We start from the raw sequence: 18583 nt of genomic DNA, 5'->3' as shown, positions 1-18583 counted from the left end.
GCCCCATGCCAGCCTCGGACACCAACCTCCCATCTCCAGGATCCACATCACACTGAACAACGTGGTGGGTTTACACAGCTAGAGGCGTGATGAGCGAGTCGGTGAGACCGATTCGGCTGCTTCCAAGCCTCGGAGACAGTTGATCGTCTCGGTGACAGTTGATCGTATAGATACGGTAGGAAAGGGCCTCGACAGCGGATCAATGAATCACCGGCCAAGCCGCCGTTACGAATCTCGAACTCCGACTCCCCAATCCCGGAATGAATCACCGGCCAAGCCGCTCTTACGAATCCCCAATCCCGACTCCCCAATCCCCCCAAAAAACAGGCACGCCGCTTGCATTGTCTGTCCCGTCTTCCTCCGGATCTGGTCCCATGCGCCTGCTTCTGCTTGTCATCCTGTTGGCTGCCGCTCCGGCCTGGGCCCAGAGCTATCAGTCCGTCGATTCCATCCGTGCTGCGGCGCTGGCCACGGTCGGCCCGGATGCCGAGGCCGAGGCCACGCTCGATCCGGGCCTGCGCATGCCGGCCTGCCCGATCGCGCTGCAGGCGCAGCCCACCGGTACCAATACGGTGGAGGTGGCCTGTCCGCAGCCGGCCGGCTGGCGCCTGTTCGTGCCGCTGAAGGTGCGTCGCAACCAGGACGTACTGGTGCTGCGCCGCGGCATCAGCGCTGGAGAAACCATTTCGCTGGCCGATATCAGCATCGAGAAGCGCGACGCCGCGCGGATCGTCGGTGCAGTGCTGGCCGACCCGGTGGCTGCGGTCGGCAAGAGCGCCCGGCGCATCCTGCCGGCGGGCTCGCTGCTCTCCGCCAACGATCTGGTGACCCAGCGGCTGGTCCGCCGCGGCGACACCGTGCCGCTGGTGGCGCGCAACGGTGGCCTGGAAGTGCGCATGAGCGGTCGCGCCCTGTCCGATGCCGGCGAGAACGAGCGCGTTTCGGTGGAAAATTCCTCCTCGCGACGGGTGGTGCAGGGGATCGTCGAAGCGAGCGGAACCGTTGTGGTCTCCAGGTAGAAATTCTCTATAAAGTTTTTTTTCTGGGTGCCGTTATCCCCTACGACCTGTAGAGGAGTTCCTGACATGACCCAGAAAATCGAAGGCAATCTACCGACCGCTGCCACCCTTCGTACCGCGGCCACCAGCAGCAAGATCGCCTCGGCCGGCGAAGATCGCGCGTCCCCGGTTGCCGCCACACCGCCTACCGACAGCGTCAAGCTGACCGGCGAGGCCACCAACCTGCAGAACCTGCAGCGCGAGCTTTCGCAGTCCTCGGCGATCGACACCGGTCGCGTCCAGGCAGTGAAGGAAGCCTTGCAGAACGGCAGCTACTCCATCAACCCGGATGCCATCGCCAGCCGCATGATGGATCTGAATCAGCAACTGGCGGGTTGATCCCAGCCTGAAAGGATGAACGTGAACGAGTTCCTGCAACGTCTCAGCGATGCGCTGGCCGGCGAACGCCAGGCATTACTCGAGAACGACATCGATGGGTTGATGCGACATACGCAAGACAAGCTGTCGGCACTGCGCGCGCTGGAAGCGGCGATGCCCGAGGGCGAGGAAGACCGCCTGCGCGAGCTGGCCGAAGCCAACCGTGCCAATGGCGCGCTGCTGGCACGCCGCCGCCGGGAAGTGAACTGGGCACTGCGGCACCTGGGGCGCACCGAAAGCGCGCCGTCGTACGATGCCAAGGGCCAATCCAGCGTCGTGCGCGGTGGGCGCTCACTGGCCGTCGCCTGAGCACCGGGGCGCAGTGCGCCCGTGCTTTCTAGCGGCCCAACAGAACGACTGCGCTCATCGCCGGGCGGGCGCCGGTGCGCGGAGTCGGCACGTATCACTCGTACACTCCGGCTGCTCCGCGGCGTCCACGCCCACCTGACGACTGCTCGCTACGTCCGGTAGCCGCTCTTGGCCATCCCAGGCACGCTGCATGAAGGCCTGTCCGCATCCGGCCCGATGGAGCGTCGCGGCTGCACAGATGACGGCCCCTGGGAGCCGGTATGACCCCGTTACGGAGCCGTCACCGTAGAGCCCGGCACGCGCTGGATGTGCCTGGCGAGTAGCGGTGGAACCGCGCTGCAGTGGCAGCCATCTACGACCAAGGGGCGATATGGCGCCTTGCTGGTTCGGCGTATATTGAGCCGTCCTCGCCGCAGCCTCGTCCCGTGACCGCCAAGTTCTTCCTCAATCAAGCATTGCTGCCGTCTTCGACCACGCTACGCGCCTTCGGCGACCAGATGCTGGAGGGCGTGCTGCTGTTTCGCGCCGACGGGCAACTGATCCTGGCCAACGCCATCGCGCGGCAGAGCCTGTGCAAGGAGGATCCCACCGACGACCGCAACCTGGGCGAGCGCATCTCGCAGGTGCTGCCCTCGGATGCGCTCAACCAGGCGCGCAGCAAAGGAAGCTGGACCGGCAGCCTGCCGGTGGCCGACCGTGTTGTCATCGCCCATCTGTACTACAACGAAGAGCAGGGTGTAGGCCACTTCCTGGCGTTGTTCCACAACATCGAAGGCCAGCAGGATTACGAACGCGAGCTGCAACAGCGCCATGCGGAGCTGCGTCAGGCCTATATGCGTCTGAACGGCGCACAGGACAAACTGCTGCAGTCCGAGAAAATGGCCTCCATCGGCCAGTTGGCGGCAGGCGTTGCCCACGAGATCAATAACCCGATCGGTTACGTGCACTCCAACCTCGGCAGCCTGCAGGAATACCTGCGCAGCCTGTTCACCCTGATCGAAGCCTACGAGCGCGCGTTGCAGGCGCCCGATCCGAAGGCGCTGATTCCTGAGATCGACGAGATCCGCAACCGGGCCGACATCGACTTCATCAGCCGCGATCTGCCGCAACTGATGTCCGAGTCGCGCGAAGGCATCGAGCGGGTGACCCGCATCGTGCGCGACCTCAAGGACTTCTCGTACTCGGACCGCTCCGAGTCGTGGAAGATGGTCGACCTGCACGCCGGTCTCGAATCCACCATCAACATCATCTGGAACGAGCTCAAGTACAAGGTCACCCTGGAACGCAACTACGCCGACCTGCCGCTGGTGGAGTGTCTGCCGTCCGAGCTCAACCAGGTGTACATGAACATGCTGCTCAACGCCGGCCAGGCCATCGCCGAGCGCGGCACGATCACCGTCACCACCGGCCGCGACGAGGCCGAGAACGTGTGGATCCAGTTCCAGGACAGTGGCGCCGGCATCGCGCCGGATCTGTTGCAGCGCATCTTCGATCCGTTCTTCACCACCAAGCCGGTGGGCAGCGGTACCGGCCTGGGCCTGTCGATCTCCTACGGCATCATCAACAAGCATCACGGCCGCATCGACGTGGAAAGCGTCCCGGGGCAGGGCGCCAGCTTCCGCATCGTGCTACCGATCCGGCAGCCGAAGTAGCGCTGACGCGCTGGGATTGGGGATTGGGGATTGGGGATTCGTTGAGGAGCTGGGATTCGGCAGTCGGGATTCGTCAAAGCCAAGCTCTTGCGAATCCCGAATCCCGAATCCCTATTCCCGGCCGTTACGCAGCTCGTCATGCGTGCGGAATGCCTGGCGGATGTGCTCGCGCAGTTCGTCGTCGTTCCAGGGCTTGGTCAGGAAGCGGTAGATCGCGCCGCGGTTGATCGCTTCGGTGACAGTGGCCAGATCGGTGTAGCCGGACAGCACCAGACGCACGGTATCGGGGTAGAGCATCTTGACCCGGCCCAGGAACTCGGTACCGCTCATGTCGCTCATGCGCTGGTCGGAGAGGATCACCTGCACATCGTTGGTGGCCAGCAGGTCGAAGGCGTCGCGCACGTTGCCAGCCGCCAGGATCCGGTAGCCGTCGCGACGGAACAAGCGTACCAGCGAGCGCAGCACGTTTTCCTCGTCGTCCAGCAGCAACAGCGTACGGTCGGGGCGGCTCTCGGCGAACGATTCCGGGCGCAGGTAGCGCCGGCGCAACGCCATGCCGGCCGACTCGGCTGACATCGGTTCGCCGAACAGGTAGCCCTGGAAGATGTCGCAGTCGTTGCGGCGCAGAAAGCCCAGCTGTGCCTGCGATTCCACGCCATTGGCAATGACCGTCATACCGAGCTGGTGGCCCATGGCGATGATTGCGCGTGCGATCGCCGCCTCGCGGCTGCCGGCCGGCGCGCTCTTGATGAAGCTGCGGTCGATCTTCAGCCGGTCCACCGGGTAGCGCACCAACGCGCTGAGGCTGGAGTCGCCGGTGCCGAAGTTGTCCAGGCTCAGGCTGATGCCTTCATTGCGCAGGTTGGCCATCGTCTCGTGGACGAAGTTGACGTTGTTGGTCAACGCGCTTTCGTTGATCTCCAGCGTGACGAACTGTGCCGGCACGCCAGCGGTCTGCAGCATCGCCATCACTTCGTTGAAGAAGCCCGGGCGCAGCAGCTGCAGTGTGGACACATTGACCGCGATGCTGAAATCGTCGAAGCCCTGGTCGCGCCACAGCCGCGCCTGGCGCACCGCGTTCTGCAGCACCCATTCGCCGATCTGCACGATCACGCCCAGGCGCTCGGCGGTGCGCATGAAGCGCTCCGGCACCAGCATGCCCAGGGTCGGCGACTGCCAGCGCAGCAGCGCTTCCATGCCGACGATGCGGCCATCGCGCGCGCTCACCAGCGGCTGGTAGCGCAGGCGCAATTCGCCATGCGGAATGGCGTCGACGATCTGTCGCGCGATGATGCTCTCGCTGTGTGCGTTGGTGGCGGAGTTGCGCGTGTACAGCCGCACCGTGTTGCCGCCTTCGCGCGCGGCCTGGTAGCTGGCTTCCTCGGCGTAGTCGAGCAGGGTGGACAGCGAGGTCGAGTGTTCCGGGCACAGGCTGATACCGACCTTGCCGGTCATGAACAAGGTGTACGGCAGCACCGACAGCGGCAGCTCCAGTTGCTGGCGGATCTCTTCGGCGAAATCCTCCGGCAACGGCGTGTCGTCGCGGCGCACCGCCACGATCACCATCTCGTCGCTGCCGTGGCGCCACAGCCGGCCGCGCGTCCCCAGGAATTCCTGCAGCCGGCGCGCGGCCAGGGTCAGCGCCTGATCGCCGACCTCGCCACTCATGTTCTCGTTGATCGAGGCGAAATGGTCGATATCGACGTGGAAGATCATCAATGGCGCGCCGCCGGAAGCGGCCGCGTCCACCAGGTGCAACAGCTCGGGGTTACCCGCGCCCAGCCGGGTCGGCTTGACGATTTCCAGTCCGGGCGGGATCACAGGGTTCCACATGACTCAATGTCCACCATCTTCGTGGACGGACTCGCCGACCGGGTGATAGGGCAGGCGCAACGTCACGCGCGTGCCTGCTCCGGGAGCCGATTCTATCGCGAGCGCCCCACCGACGGTTTGCGCACGCTCACGCATCACGATCAGCCCCAGTCCGCGCGGGCCTTCGGGCTCGAAGCCATCGCCATCGTCGCTGACTTCCAGGGCGAAACTTTCGCTATCGATCGAATGCAGGCGCATGCGCACTTCGCCTGCGCAGGCATGGCGCAGCGCATTGGTCAGGCTTTCCTGCGCGATCCGGAAACAGGCCTGTTCGATCTCGCTGCCGGGGCGCACTTCCAGCGCCTGGATATCCAGCTCCAGCCGCACCTGCGAGGCCCGGAACAGCATCGACGCCTGCCAGCGCAATGCCGCTTCCAGGCCCAGCGCATCCAGTTGCGGCGGGCGCAACAGCATCGACAGGTTGCGCAACTTGGTCACCGTGCTGTCGGCCAGCGACACGACTTCCAGCAGGTCTTCGCGGCGCGCCTCCGGATCGGCTTCGTCCAGCGCCGCATGTGCGGACAGCTTCATCGCAGTGATCGCCTGGCCGATGTCGTCGTGCAGGTCGCGCGAAATGGCGCGGCGCTCGTCCTCCTGCAGCGAAAACAGCCGCTTGGCCATCGCCTGCAGTTCGGCGTTGCTCTCGGCCAGCGCGTCGCGCATGCGTTCGGGTTCGCTCAGATCGCGCACCACCAGCAGCTTGCAGCTCCGTCCGCCATAACGGATATCGCCGGCCGATAGGCCCGCATAGAAGGTGCTGCCGTCGCGCCGCCGCATCGCCCGTGCACTGGACACCGGCTCGTTGCGGTCGCTGCCGGCGCGCAGGTAGTCGCGCACCAGCGGCAGGTCGTTGTCGCTGACCAGGGTCTGCAGCGGTTCGCCCAGAATGGTCTCGCCCTGGAATCCGAACTGGATCGAGCCGGCCGCATTGGCATACATCACGTGTTCGTCGGCCAGGATCAGCACCCCGTCCGGCAACACCCGTACCAGCTCACGAAACTGTTCTTCGCGCTCGCGCAACAGGCGGCGCGACTGTTCGCGCTCGCTCACGTCCTGCAGGGTGCCGTGCACATACCGCGCGCCGCCGGGGGCAGTCACGCTCTCGGCACGCAGGTGCACGGTGCGCGGTTGCGAATCGCCGCCGGTCAACGGCAGCAGCACGTCGATCTGCACCTCGCCGCCGGTGCACATGTCCTCGATCATGCGTTCGATCCGGGTCTGGGTGGCGGTATCGGAGGCGGTCAGCAGCTCTTCCAGCCGATGCTCGCGCCGATGCATCGGCACGCTGCGTCCCAGCAGGCGGTACACCGCCGGCGAATAGCGACCGAGGCCGGTTTCCCGATCCAGCTGCCACGAGCCCAGCCGTGCGATGCCCTGTGCTTCTTCCAGTCGCTCCAGTGCTTCGTCGCGCAGGTGTTGCGCCTGCCGCTCCTCGCTACGGTCCACGGTGACCACCAGCCGGGCAGGGCCGCTGGACAGGTGCAGCTGGTTGCTACGCACTTCCACGTGCCGTGGACCGTTGCGCGTCAGCAGGTCTTCGTTCAAGACGCAGGTGGTGTCGCCCTTGCCGCGGATCTGCGTGATGATCTCTTCCAGCCGGTCGCCATCGGCATTGGGCCAGATGGCCTGCAAGGTCTGCTGCAGGAACTCGTCGCGTTCCCAGCCGAAGAACTCCAGCGCCGCCGGGTTGGCATCGAGGATGCGCATGGTCGCCAGGTCGTAGATGAAGGCCGGGCTGGGCAGCGCCAGGAACTTGGCTTTCAGCAGCGCTTCGGACTGCGCCAGTTGCGCATGTTCGTCCACGATCTTGGTCGCGAAGCGGCGCAGGACCAGATGGATGGCAATGCTCGACAGCAGCAGGAAGCTGGCATCGGACCAGCGTTCCGGGGTAGCGGCCCCGGCCAGGCTGAGCAGCCGGTTGCCCACCAGCAACCAGGCCACTCCGACCAGCAGGTACAGCCCGGTGAGGGTCCACAACCCTTGATTCAGGCGCTCGGCCAGGCGCAGGCAGGACACGGGAGGGGACGAAAACGCGGGCGCGGCGACAGGTTGGTGCATGGGTCCGCGAACGACCTTTGGAGCGGGCGATGGAACCATCTTAGCCGTAACTCGGTCCGGTTCGGTCGTACCGGAAACGGACGCCTCAACTAATCCGCCGAACGGCCGTTATCCATTGCGACCCCGAGCCAGGGGGCGATCCTTCGGAGTGTTCCAGAGTGGACTCAGGCGTCATTGCAAGCATGCTCCAGCACCCGCTGACCTCAGCGGTGGTGCTGTTGGATGCGCATGGCCAGCCCCTGGCGGCCAACCGTGTTGCGCAGTCGCTCGGGCTGCCGGCAACCCTTGCGGCATATGCCGAGGTGCTGGACAGCAGTCGCGCCCAGGTGGCGGCCGGCGGCGGCATGGCCGCCTGCGTCCTGCCCGGAACCGGCGGCGGGCGGCTGGAAGGCTGGCTGCGCGCGGTCTGCGACGAGCATGGCCAGGTGATGGCATTCACCTTGAGCATTCCCGAACCGCTGGGCGCCGATGGCACCAGTCGCTGGGAAATCGGACTGGACAGCGCCGACCATGGGTTGTGGGACTGGGATATCCCGGCCGACGTGGTGTACCGCTCCGAACGCTGGACCCGCATGCTCGGTTACTCCGAGCAACCGCTGCCGAACAATCTCACCGCATTGTCCGGGCTGATCCATCCCGACGATCATGCGCACGTCAGCGCCGCGGTGCAGGCGCATCTGGAGGGCCACACCGATACCTACGTGGCCGAATTCCGCCTGCGTCAGCACGATGGCCAATGGCGCTGGATTCTCGATCGCGGCCGCGTCGTCTCGCGCACCGCCGATGGCCGTCCATTGCGCATGGTCGGCACCCATACCGACGTGCATCATCACAAGCTGCTCGAACAGCAACTACGCGAACAACAGGCCCAGCTCGAAGAAGCCCAGCGCATCGCCAGCATGGGCAGCTGGAGCTGGGATGCGTTGAAGGACCAGCTGTGGGTCTCGCCGGATTTCCTGCAGCAGCTCGGGATCGCCGGGCTGCGCCTGCACGGCATCCGCGACCTGCTGCGTCTGCTTGCCCGCACTTCGCTTGCGCAGCTGCGCAGTGCCTGGCGCAAGATCAAGCACGAAGGCCTGCCGGTGCATTTCGAACTGGAGGTCAACGGCCTGCTGGGCGTCAACCCGCATCATCTGCGGGTGTGGGCGCAGCCGGTGTTCGACGGCGACGGCAGCATGGTACGCGTCCTTGGCCAGTTGCAGAACGTGACCGAGCAACGCCAGACCGATGCCTTGATCCGTTGGCGGACCGAGTTGCTCAACCGCGTCTCCGCGCTGGGCAAGATCGGCGGCTGCGAAATCGAAGTCGATACCCGCCGCATGCAGTGGACCGAGGAGTGCTACCGCATCCACGGTCTGCGCAAGGAGACCATCACCCTGGAACAGGCGCTTGCGCTGTACACCCAGGATTCGCGTGACGCTTTCGAAGCGGCACTGTTGCGCATTTCCGACGGCGGCCTGCCCGAGCAACTGGAGCTGTGCTTCTATCGCAATTCCGGCCAGCGTATCTGGGTGCAGGTATTGATCGAACTGGATCGTCGCGAAGGCCTGCCGCCACGCTTCGTGGCGCTGTTCCGCGACGTGACCCGCGAGCGCGAAGCCAACGAGCGCATCGAGTTGCTGGCGCATTACGACCGCCTGACCGGCCTGCCCAACCGCTTCCTGTTGCGCGAGCAGGCCGAGAACGCCATCCGCGAAGCGCATGAGCGCGGCCAGGTGCTGGCGATGCTGCTGGTGGATCTGGACGGTTTCAAGAGCATCAACGACTCCTTCGGCCACGCCACCGGCGACACCTTGCTCAAGCTGGCCTCCACGCGCCTGCACCAGCATCTGCGCAACAGCGATTTGTTCGGCCGCTTCAGCGACGACGAATTCATCGTGTTGTTGCGCGACCTGTCCGAGCCGGAAGATGCCGGTCACGTGGCGCGCAAGCTGATCAGCGCGCTGGGCGAACCGCTGCGCAAGGATCATGTCACCCTCAAGCTCGGTGCCAGCATCGGCATCGCCCTGCAGGGCGAGGGCCTGTCCGACTTCGACAGCCTGCTGCGCGCCGCCGATGCGGCGATGTACGCGGCCAAGGAATCGGGCCGCAACACCTTCCATTACTACAGCCAGGACGTGCTGATGCGGGCGCAGCGGCGCCTGGAACTGGAGCACGCGCTGCAAGGCGCGCTCGAGCGCGAAGAATTCACCCTGGTCTACCAGCCGCTGGTCAATACCGTTGGCGATACCTCGCCGGCGATCGAAGCGTTGATGCGCTGGAATCGCCCAGGCCACGGGCTGTGCAGCCCGGCCGAGTTCATTCCCATCGCCGAGGAATGCGGCGAGATCGTGCGACTCGGCGAATGGGCCATCGGCGAGGCCTGTCGCCAGGCCGTCGTCTGGGACCGCGCCGGACTCAATTTCAGCCGTATCGCCGTCAACGTCTCGGCGGTGCAATTGCGCGAGCGCGGTTTCGCCGAGCGCGTGCTGGAGATCTGCCGCGACAACGGCTGGCCGCCATCGCGGCTGGAGCTGGAGCTGACCGAATCGGCCCTGATCCGCGACTCCGACTCGCTGCGCCGCTGCTTCGAACTGTTCGAGCAGAATGGCGTCTTGCTGGCAGTGGACGACTTCGGCACCGGCTTTTCGAACCTGCATTATCTCAATCGGTTTCCGGTGCAGCGCCTCAAGATCGACCGCAGTTTCGTGCAGGGCATGCTCGACGATGCCAACACGGCCGAGGTCACCCAGGCCATCGTGCATCTGGGCCACGCCCTGGGCATGCAGGTGGTCGCCGAGGGCGTGGAAACCGTGCAGGAAGATGCCTTGCTGCGCCAGCAGGGCTGCGATGAGATCCAGGGCTATTTCTACTCGCGCCCGCTATCGCCGCGCGATATGGCGCAATGGCTGCGCGAGGCCGAGGCCGGCATGCGGCTGGGCGCACGGTTGGTGATTGCCGGCTGACGGCTGATGCCACCGCTGACAGCCTGTCGGCGGTGGTGGGCCCGATCTGGGCGGCGGCTTGGGCTATCGTCGATATGCACGCCCTTTAATCAATTCGATGGGCAATGGCAACCGTCCGAGGCAGGTGGTGAGGTCGCTATGGATGGGCGTCGTAACGCTTCATTCGTCTGCGAGGGCCGATAGCGGCCAAGCCAAACGTTTGCGCCAGCTCTTGGAGGCGCTGCCAGGACCAACCTGCACCAGGGTCCTGCCGCCCACGGAGCGAGCGAACCGGGCGCTCCTGCGCGAAAAACGCAGGTCGGGTTGTCCGGAAAAATCGCCCGCTGCACGCGATCCGTCGACTGACAGCACGACGTCTTGATCCCGGGAGAAGACAAGAGCGGACACGTATCGATCTCCCACGCCGACGAGTTCCACTGCAGCGACCAGCGAGCTCCTATCAGCTGGCCAGCGTCTTCGTTTGTCGAGTAGGGGCCGAGGATGCACACAGGACCCCATTGTCCGGTCATTGCTTCGCCAGATCGACCTGTGTCGTCAGTCCGGCTTGGATTGCCGAGCGCGCGTGTCGCGCCTGGCAAGCGACCAGCACCATGACGCAGACGAAGGTTGTGTTGTCAGCCTGCGCGTGGAGCGGCGCCTCGTCACCCGTCAAGGATTGGATCGAGCGGCTTGTCGGCTGCCTGCAAGCGCGGATTGCAGGCGTGTCAAACGCGCGTCCCGGTATGTCTCGCCAGATGGCTCAGGCGGGTGCGCCCCAGCTGGGGTGACCGAGCACCAGGGTGGGGTGCTCGTTCGCGGTGGCGCCAACGTAGGTAGATAGATCGATCATTTCCGGTCAGATGCAGCAGAAGCGTTGCTTCGCGAGAGACCGACTCCTATCCGATCGGGCATCATCGGCAGAACCTCAGCATCGCATCTGGTCCAGGCAGTCGCTACGCGCATCCTGGATTCGTGTGAGAGGCCTCGAGTGGTCACCGCCGAAATGGCGTCATATCGTGCGCGACACAGGTGTGCCGTATTGACGCTGCGGACCAGCAGTCCATGAATTGGATGCGATGCGTAGGCCGACCACTCGCTGTGGCCGTTTGCGCGGATGTGGAGGTGGACAGGGCAGGGCGATAACCGACTGCACTCGCTCGTCACGGTCGCGGTGCCGCTCCGCTGGTGGAGGTGGTGGAATCTGAGATCGGGCAGTCCAACAACACGGCGGGGCGCCTGCCGAGGCACGCCCCGCCGCTATCGCGTCAGCGCGCGGATGCGCTGACGGCATCGCCATCCAGGCCCAGGTCCCAGGCCACGGTTGCGAACAACAACGCGTCTTCGCTGCAATCGCGGCGCGGATTGATCAGCGCCTTGACTTCCTCGCGGGCGGCGAGTTCCAGCCGTTCCAGCGCGGCCGGCAGCCGCACCCGCCGCAGCAGCGGCTTGGCGGCGTCGCTTTGCGCGATGCGTTCGGCATGCGCGGCGGCCAAGGCGGCGGACTGCAGCGCGGCGGCGGGGGCTGCATCGATGCGCTGATCAGCACCGGTGGGCGAGGCAAGCAACGTCATAACGGACACCAGGTCGGTACGGAACGACAAATCCCCGGCGCGCCGGGGAATGTCGGGATCAGAAGTCGCGCGGCGGCATCGGTCTCAGAACAGCTCGACCGTGCCGGCACCCATGCCCTGCTGCGCCACCGGCTTGTGCGGCGGGCGTTCCCACTCCACGCGCATGTCGCGCAGGCGGTTGGACACCTTTTGCAGCGCGGCGACCAGGTCGCTGTCGTACACGCCGCCATTGCGGTGCAACAGTTCCTGCAGCGCCACCGCCTCGCGGTTGATCGCGGTCAGGCGATCCAGATGGGTGTGGATGCCGCTCAGCGTCTGCGTGGCGATATCTTCGAACTGCAGCGCGCGGACCGCTTCGGCCACGCTGCCGTCGATGGCGCGGGCGCATTCGGAGATTTCGCGCATGCCATCGCCCAACGAGGCGTTGATCTGGGCGACATTCTCCAGCATGGCGGCCGATTCATGGCGCGCCTCGCGGGAGCGGTCCATGTGGCGCGAGGCCAACTGCGAGACCGTCTCGCGCACCTTGGCGATCGATTCCTTGGAGCTGTGCGCCAGCTTGCGGATCTGCTCGTTGAAGGTGGTGGAGCGCTCGGACAGGTTGCGCACCTCGTCGGCAACCACCGCGAAGCCACGACCGGCTTCGCCGGCACGTGCTGCTTCGATGGCGGCGTTCAAGGCCAGCAGGTTGGTCTGGTCGGCGATCGACTTGACGTCTTCCAGCAGCGCGAAGATGCCATCCAGGTGCTGGGCCATCTCGTCGATATGGTGCACGGTGTTGGAGCTCTGGCCGCTCACCTGTTCCAGGGCCTCCACCAACTGCTCCATGCGGGAGCTGGCGTGCTGGGCGAAGCGGGCAACGTCGACGCCGGCGCTGCCGTCGTCACCAGCACGGTCGACGATGCGGGCCAGGGCCTGGCTCTGCTGGCGCGACTTGCGGTTCATCGCTTCGAAGCTGCCACCCAGACCCGAAACGGCCTGGCGGATCAGTTCGCGGGCACGCTCGACTTCCGAGCGCGAACCGTCGACTTCGTTGCTGACGAAGGTACGCAGTTCGTTGAGCAGTTGGTCCTGCTCGCGCAGGATGCGGGCCTGGTCCGGATTGCGCCGGAACTGGGAATACGTCACCCAGGCAGCGAAACCCAACCAGCTGAGGGTCATGGTCGCCAGGATCGCCCAGCGCACCGAAGCGGGCCAGTCGAATCCGACAGCGAAGGGGAACAGCAAGGTCAGAGCCAGAGGAGCGGCTAGACGGATGAGTGGACGTGAATACATGGGCGTTCTCGGCAGAGTCACGGTTGCTGTATCGGCCGTCCCCCCGGTGTCTTTAGCGACGATCGCCACATCGTCTCGCGCATGCCTCGGTCAGTGGCAGGCGCTGGCGCCTGCTGTGGGCGCTTTTTCCCTGCGTATGGGCGCCACTCAACGCAGCGCCCGATCCACCGCCTCGCTCATTGCACGCTTGGCGAACAGGAAGTCCCACAGGCTGCCGCCCATCTGCCGCCACAACACCGCCGAGCGCACCGCCGCCAGCAACAGCGCGCGGATCTCCGCGACCACCCCGGCCTGGCCCAGGTAATGCGGGTTGCCCTGCACCATGACCTTGGGGCGCAGATGGCTGATCGTCTGCGCATACAGCCCGCCCAGCGAGCTCAACACATCCGGATGCGCGCTGTCGCCCAGGTGTTGTGCCTGACGCGCCGCTGCATCGATTCCGCTGGAGACCGTGGCCACGGTCGCGTTGTCGCGCACGAAGCGGCGCTCCAGTTGCAACACCGCCAGCGCCAGCCGCGGCAACACCTCGTCCTGGCCCTGGTTGCGAAAGTAGTTGTGCAGCAGGCGCAGGCCGGGCGCCAGGGCCGCGGTCGAGCCGTACACCGCCTCCGGCGAGGCCGCATCGACCCGGAACACGCTGTCCATGGCGGTGCGCACCGTGGCCGCCTCCGAATGCCCGGTCTCGGCGATCCGCCGTACCTGCTGCAGGGCCTGGGCAACGCCGGCCAGCGCCAGCACACGGTGATCCATGGAAACACTCATCAAGCCACACCCTCAGGGGAAAAAGATCCTGCCAGTTGCCGTTCCAGCGGCGCATCGGTGGCGGCAATGACCGCGCCACCCAGGCATTGCTCGCCGTCGTACAACACCAGCGACTGCCCGGGCGTCACCGCCCGCTGCGGCCGCTCGAAACGCACCTGCAAGCTGCCATCGTCGCGTACCTCCACCGTGCACGGCTCGTCCGGCTGGCGGTAACGCGTCTGCGCAGTGCAGCCGAAGCTGCGCGCCGGTGGTGCACCGGTCACCCAGTGGGCTTGCTCGGACTGCAGCCAGCGCGACTGCAGCAGCGGGCTGTCGCGGTCCTGGTCCACATACAGCACGTTGCTGGCCACGTCCTTGCCCACCACGTACCACGGCGCCGCCGCGCGGCCGCGCACGCCGCCGATGTTCAGCCCCTCGCGCTGGCCCAGGGTGAAGTAGAACACCCCGGGGTGCTCGGCGATGCGCTGCCCCTGCGGGTCGCGGATTTCGCCGCTACGCGCAGGCAGGTAGCGGCCCAGGAACTCGCGGAAGTCGCGCTCGCCGATGAAGCAGATGCCGGTGGAATCCTTTTTGGCATGGGTCGGCAGGCCGGCATCCTGGGCAATGCGGCGCAGCGCGCTCTTCTCCAGTTCGCCGATCGGAAACAGCGTTGCGGCCAGTTGGGCCTGCCCGAGCTGGTGCAGGAAGTAGCTCTGGTCCTTGCTGCGGTCGGCGCCGCGCAGCAGGCGCCAGCGTCCACCGGCGTAGGTGACCCGGGCGTAGTGACCGGTGGCGATGCGTTCGGCGCCCAGCGCCTGGGCCGCTTCCAGGAAGTGCTTGAACTTGACCTCGCGGTTGCACAGCACATCCGGGTTCGGCGTCCGCCCGGCCGCGTACTCGGCCAGGAAGTGCTCGAACACGCCGCTCCAGTATTCGCCAGAGAAATCACGGAAATGGAAGGGGATGCCCAGCATCCCGCAGACCGCGACCGCGTCGCGGCGGTCGTCTTCGGCGCGGCAGTCGCCGCTGCCGTCGTCGGCCCAGTTCTGCATGAACAAGCCGGCGATCGACTCGCCCTGCTGCGCCAGTTGCCAGGCCGCCACCGATGAATCCACGCCACCGGAGACGCCAACCACGATGCGAGGGGTGCTCATGCGACGTGCCGCACCAAGGCCAGCGGGTGACGCTGCCCGGCCAGGTAATCGGCCACCACGTCCCACACCAGCGGGCTGCGCAGACGCTCGCTGGCGGCGTGCAGTTCTTCCGGCGCCATCCACAGCGCCCGCACCACGCCGGTGTCCAGACTGCGCTCGGGGTGGTGGACGAGCGCATCGGCCGCAAACGCGAAACGCAGGTAGCACTGGCCGGTTGGCGCCAGCCACTGGTAGCTGCCGATGAAGTGGGTCAGCCGCACATCCCAACCGGTCTCTTCCAGGGTCTCGCGCACGGCGGCCTCCTGCAGGCTCTCGTCCGGCTCCAGGTGGCCGGCCGGCTGGTTCAGCAGCAGGCGGCCGCCGATACGTTCTTCGACCTGCAGGAAACGGCCCTCGCGCGCCACCACGGTGGCGACGGTGACATCGGGATGCCAGCGGTGCTGTTGGGCCTTCATCGCCAAGCTCGCTCGTCGGGCAGGTCGCCCCGCGCAGCGCAGGGTATCCGGGCGCTACTGCGGCAGGGGCGGGCGGTACCGCTCCGGAAGCAGCGCGCCGCGCCGGTAAGCGGTCTGGTCGTGGTCGACAGCGCCACCGTCGGCGCGGTCAGGAAATCGGTCATCGAGGGCCAGCGGGAAAATTGGAAGCAAATTGTGCGGGCCGCGGCGCGAATCGTCCAATGCTCGCGGCGTTGAACCGTATAATGCCCGGATGCCTCGCAAGACCTCACACGAACACGATCACGGCCTGACGGTCGAAGCCAGCAAACCTGAAGTGGCGCCACCGCCACGCTATCAGGTGTTGCTGCTGAACGACGACTACACCCCGATGGACTTCGTGGTGACTGTGCTGCAGCAGTTCTTCAACCTCGATCTGGAGCGCGCGACTCAAGTCATGCTGCACGTCCATACCCGCGGACGTGGGGTGTGCGGGGTCTACAGCCGCGAAGTGGCCGAGTCGAAAGTGGCGCAGGTCAACGAATTCTCGCGCATGAACCAGCATCCGCTGCTGTGCACGATGGAGCAGAGCTGACCGCTGGGCGGATCGTTCCAGCAGCGCAACAGTGTGACCGTAATCGCGTGCTAACGCCGTCTGAACATGGCTATCCGATAGGGTTGTGGAAAATCCCGACAAAAGCCGCATATTGTTGGCAACAGCCGTTCGGAGTGACCAATGTTCAGCAAAGACCTAGAGCAAACCATCGGCCAGTGCTACAAGCGGGCACGCGAGGCGCGTCACGAGTTCATGACCGTCGAGCACCTGCTGCTCTCGCTGCTGGACAACCCCTCCGCACAGGCCGTGCTCAAGGCCTGCGGAGCCGATCAGCTGCGTCTGCACAACGATCTCGAACAGGCCATCGAGGCCTCGGTCTCGCGCCTGGCCGAAGACGACGGCCGCGACACCCAGCCGACCCTGGGATTCCAGCGGGTGCTGCAGCGCGCGGTGTACCACGTGCAGTCGTCGGGCAAGAAGGAAGTCACCGGTGCCAATGTGCTGGTGGCGATCTTCGGCGAAAAGGATTCGCACGCCGTGTACTTCCTGAATCAGCAGGACATCACCCGGCTGGATATCGTCAACTACCTGTCCCACGGCATCGCCAAGCTCGGTGAGGACGGCGAGCAGCCGTCCGCGTCCGACGGCGAACCCAAGAGCGAGGGCGGCGAGGGCGAGGGCAAGGGCGATGCCCTGGCCGAGTACGCCACCAATCTCAACGAGCAGGCGCGCAGCGGCAAGATCGATCCGCTGGTGGGGCGTGCCGACGAGATCGAGCGCACCATCCAGGTCCTGTGCCGCCGCCGCAAGAACAACCCGCTGTACGTGGGCGAAGCCGGTGTGGGCAAGACCGCGATCGCCGAAGGCCTGGCCAAGCGCATCGTCGATGCCGACGTGCCGGAGGTATTGGCCGATGCGGTGATCTTCTCGCTCGACCTGGGCGCACTGGTGGCCGGTACCAAGTACCGCGGCGACTTCGAGAAGCGCCTCAAGGGCGTGCTGACCGCGTTGAAGAAGGTGCCCAATGCGGTGCTGTTCATCGACGAAATCCACACCATCATCGGCGCCGGTTCGGCATCGGGCGGCACCATGGATGCCTCCAACCTGATCAAGCCGGCGCTGGCGTCGGGCGAGCTGCGTTGCATCGGCTCCACCACGTTCCAGGAGTACCGCGGCATCTTCGAGAAGGACCGCGCCCTGGCGCGCCGGTTCCAGAAGATCGACATCGTCGAACCGACCGTGGGCGAGACCTTCGAAATCCTGCAGGGTCTCAAGCCCAAGTACGAGGCGCACCACGGCGTCACCTACGCCGACGATGCGTTGCAGGCGGCGGTCGATCTGTCGGTCAAGCACATCGGCGACCGCCTGCTGCCTGACAAGGCCATCGACGTGATCGACGAGGCCGGTGCGCGCCAGCGCCTGTTGCCGGAGGGCAAGCGCAAGGAGTTGATCGACATCGAGGAGATCGAGACCATCGTCGCCAAGATGGCGCGGATTCCTGCCAAGCAGGTCAGCGCGACCGACAAGGACGTGCTGCAGCATCTGGAGCGCAACCTGAAGATGGTGATCTTCGGCCAGAACCCGGCGATCGAGACCCTGGCCGGCTCCATCAAGCTGGCGCGCTCGGGTCTGGCCAATCCGGAAAAGCCGATCGGCAACTTCCTGTTCGCCGGCCCGACCGGCGTCGGCAAGACCGAAGTGACCAAGCAGTTGGCCTTGCAGCTCGGCATCGAGCTGGTGCGCTTCGACATGTCCGAGTACATGGAAGCGCATTCGATCAGCCGCCTGATCGGTGCACCTCCGGGCTACGTCGGCTTCGATCAGGGCGGCCTGCTGACCGAGAAGATCGTAAAGACGCCGCACTGCGTGCTGCTGCTGGACGAGGTTGAAAAGGCGCATCCGGACATCTTCAACATCCTGTTGCAGGTCATGGATCGCGGCATCCTCACCGACACCAACGGACGCGAGGCCAACTTCAAGAACGTGATCCTGGTGATGACCACCAATGCCGGTGCCACCCAGGCGTCGCGTCGGTCGATCGGCTTCACCAAGCAGGATCACTCCACCGATGCGATGGAGTCGATCCGTCGCGGGTTCACCCCGGAGTTCCGCAACCGTCTGGATGCCATCGTGCAGTTCCAGCCGCTGGGCTTCGACCACATCCTGCGCGTGGTGGACAAGTTCATCATCGAGCTGGAAATGCTGCTGCAGGAAAAGCACGTGTCGCTGTCGGCCACGCCAACCGCGCGCGACTGGCTGGCCCAGCATGGTTTCGATCCGCTGATGGGCGCCCGCCCGATGTCGCGGGTGATCCAGGAGAAGATCAAGCGCCCACTCGCCGACGAGCTGCTGTTCGGCAAGTTGGTGGAAGGCGGTCGCGTCAACATCGACGTCAAAGATGGCGAACTGGTGGTGGAGTCGCATCCGGAGCCGGAGCGGCTGCTGCCGGCGACGGTCGACTGATCGCCGCGCTGGATCTTTTACAGCTCGCCTGTCTGAAAAGCCGCTCAAACGAGCGGCTTTTTTGTGTCTGCCTGCACGGGCCGCGCAAGACAAATCGCGGGCACGACAAAAAGCGGCCATAGGCCGCCTTGCGTCTCA

The 18583-nt window shown here is 65.6% G+C and carries 14 protein-coding genes and 1 other RNA gene; 8 read left to right on the top strand and 7 right to left on the bottom strand.

The features are described from left to right. Positions 1-374: 374 nt before the first annotated feature. The 5 genes from flgA to LL964_RS01745 all read left to right on the top strand — a co-directional run bounded on the left by flgA (position 375) and on the right by LL964_RS01745 (position 3397). Positions 375-1019, top strand: coding sequence for a flagellar basal body P-ring formation chaperone FlgA (flgA, locus tag LL964_RS01765; protein ID WP_104587149.1), 645 nt, complete (start codon positions 375-377; stop codon positions 1017-1019). Between the two features lie 66 nt (positions 1020-1085). Continuing rightward, entirely contained in the window at positions 1086-1397 is a 312-nt protein-coding gene (gene flgM / locus LL964_RS01760; RefSeq protein WP_039403903.1) for a flagellar biosynthesis anti-sigma factor FlgM, read from the top strand. Positions 1398-1412: 15 nt separating this feature from the next. Then, positions 1413-1745, top strand: coding sequence for a flagellar protein FlgN (locus LL964_RS01755; protein WP_104587148.1), 333 nt, complete (start codon positions 1413-1415; stop codon positions 1743-1745). Positions 1746-1834: 89 nt separating this feature from the next. After that, a non-coding RNA gene (locus LL964_RS01750) (sX9 sRNA) lies at positions 1835-1909 on the top strand. Positions 1910-2170: 261 nt separating this feature from the next. Further along, positions 2171-3397: an ATP-binding protein gene (locus LL964_RS01745; protein WP_104587147.1), complete on the top strand. Its 1227-nt coding sequence runs from the start codon at positions 2171-2173 to the stop codon at positions 3395-3397. Positions 3398-3508: 111 nt separating this feature from the next. Here LL964_RS01745 and LL964_RS01740 read toward each other — a convergent pair whose 3' ends face one another. After that, entirely contained in the window at positions 3509-5230 is a 1722-nt protein-coding gene (locus tag LL964_RS01740; protein ID WP_104587146.1) for an EAL domain-containing protein, read from the bottom strand. A gap of 3 nt (positions 5231-5233) precedes the next feature. Further along, positions 5234-7366: a sensor histidine kinase gene (locus LL964_RS01735; protein ID WP_167395305.1), complete on the bottom strand. Its 2133-nt coding sequence runs from the start codon at positions 7364-7366 to the stop codon at positions 5234-5236. Between the two features lie 119 nt (positions 7367-7485). Here LL964_RS01735 and LL964_RS01730 point away from each other — a divergent pair, with 119 nt between their 5' ends. Continuing rightward, the gene (locus LL964_RS01730; RefSeq protein ID WP_208621425.1) at positions 7486-10272 is read left to right on the top strand and encodes a bifunctional diguanylate cyclase/phosphodiesterase; all 2787 of its coding nucleotides are present in this window, start codon (positions 7486-7488) and stop codon (positions 10270-10272) included. A 1244-nt stretch (positions 10273-11516) separates the two neighbouring features. Here the strand turns inward: LL964_RS01730 and LL964_RS01725 are convergent. The 5 genes from LL964_RS01725 to LL964_RS01705 all read right to left on the bottom strand — a co-directional run bounded on the left by LL964_RS01725 (position 11517) and on the right by LL964_RS01705 (position 15447). Continuing rightward, the gene (locus LL964_RS01725) at positions 11517-11822 is read right to left on the bottom strand and encodes a hypothetical protein (RefSeq protein ID WP_104587191.1); all 306 of its coding nucleotides are present in this window, start codon (positions 11820-11822) and stop codon (positions 11517-11519) included. 84 nt (positions 11823-11906) lie between these two features. After that, on the bottom strand, positions 11907-13097 hold the full coding sequence (locus tag LL964_RS01720; RefSeq protein ID WP_104587144.1) for a methyl-accepting chemotaxis protein: 1191 nt from the start codon (positions 13095-13097) through the stop codon (positions 11907-11909). A 147-nt stretch (positions 13098-13244) separates the two neighbouring features. After that, positions 13245-13859 carry a high frequency lysogenization protein HflD gene (gene hflD, locus LL964_RS01715; protein WP_104587143.1) on the bottom strand — a complete coding sequence of 205 codons (615 nt, stop codon included), beginning with the start codon at positions 13857-13859 and terminating at the stop codon, positions 13245-13247. Further along, the gene (gene mnmA, locus LL964_RS01710; RefSeq protein ID WP_104587142.1) at positions 13859-14992 is read right to left on the bottom strand and encodes a tRNA 2-thiouridine(34) synthase MnmA; all 1134 of its coding nucleotides are present in this window, start codon (positions 14990-14992) and stop codon (positions 13859-13861) included. Before mnmA ends, hflD begins: the two co-directional genes overlap by 1 nt. Further along, positions 14989-15447, bottom strand: coding sequence for an NUDIX hydrolase (locus LL964_RS01705; protein WP_104587141.1), 459 nt, complete (start codon positions 15445-15447; stop codon positions 14989-14991). Before LL964_RS01705 ends, mnmA begins: the two co-directional genes overlap by 4 nt. 253 nt (positions 15448-15700) lie before the next feature. Between LL964_RS01705 and clpS the strand changes: the two genes are divergently transcribed. Then, positions 15701-16021, top strand: coding sequence for an ATP-dependent Clp protease adapter ClpS (gene clpS / locus LL964_RS01700; RefSeq protein WP_029219836.1), 321 nt, complete (start codon positions 15701-15703; stop codon positions 16019-16021). Positions 16022-16162: 141 nt separating this feature from the next. Continuing rightward, positions 16163-18445: an ATP-dependent Clp protease ATP-binding subunit ClpA gene (gene clpA / locus LL964_RS01695; RefSeq protein ID WP_104587140.1), complete on the top strand. Its 2283-nt coding sequence runs from the start codon at positions 16163-16165 to the stop codon at positions 18443-18445. Positions 18446-18583: the final 138 nt, after the last annotated feature.

Source organism: Xanthomonas melonis (genome assembly GCF_020783655.1).
GTDB classification, from domain to species: Bacteria; Pseudomonadota; Gammaproteobacteria; order Xanthomonadales; family Xanthomonadaceae; genus Xanthomonas; species Xanthomonas melonis.
Note: the sequence above shows the minus strand (reverse complement) of the source record. Positions and strands in the feature narration are given on the sequence as shown.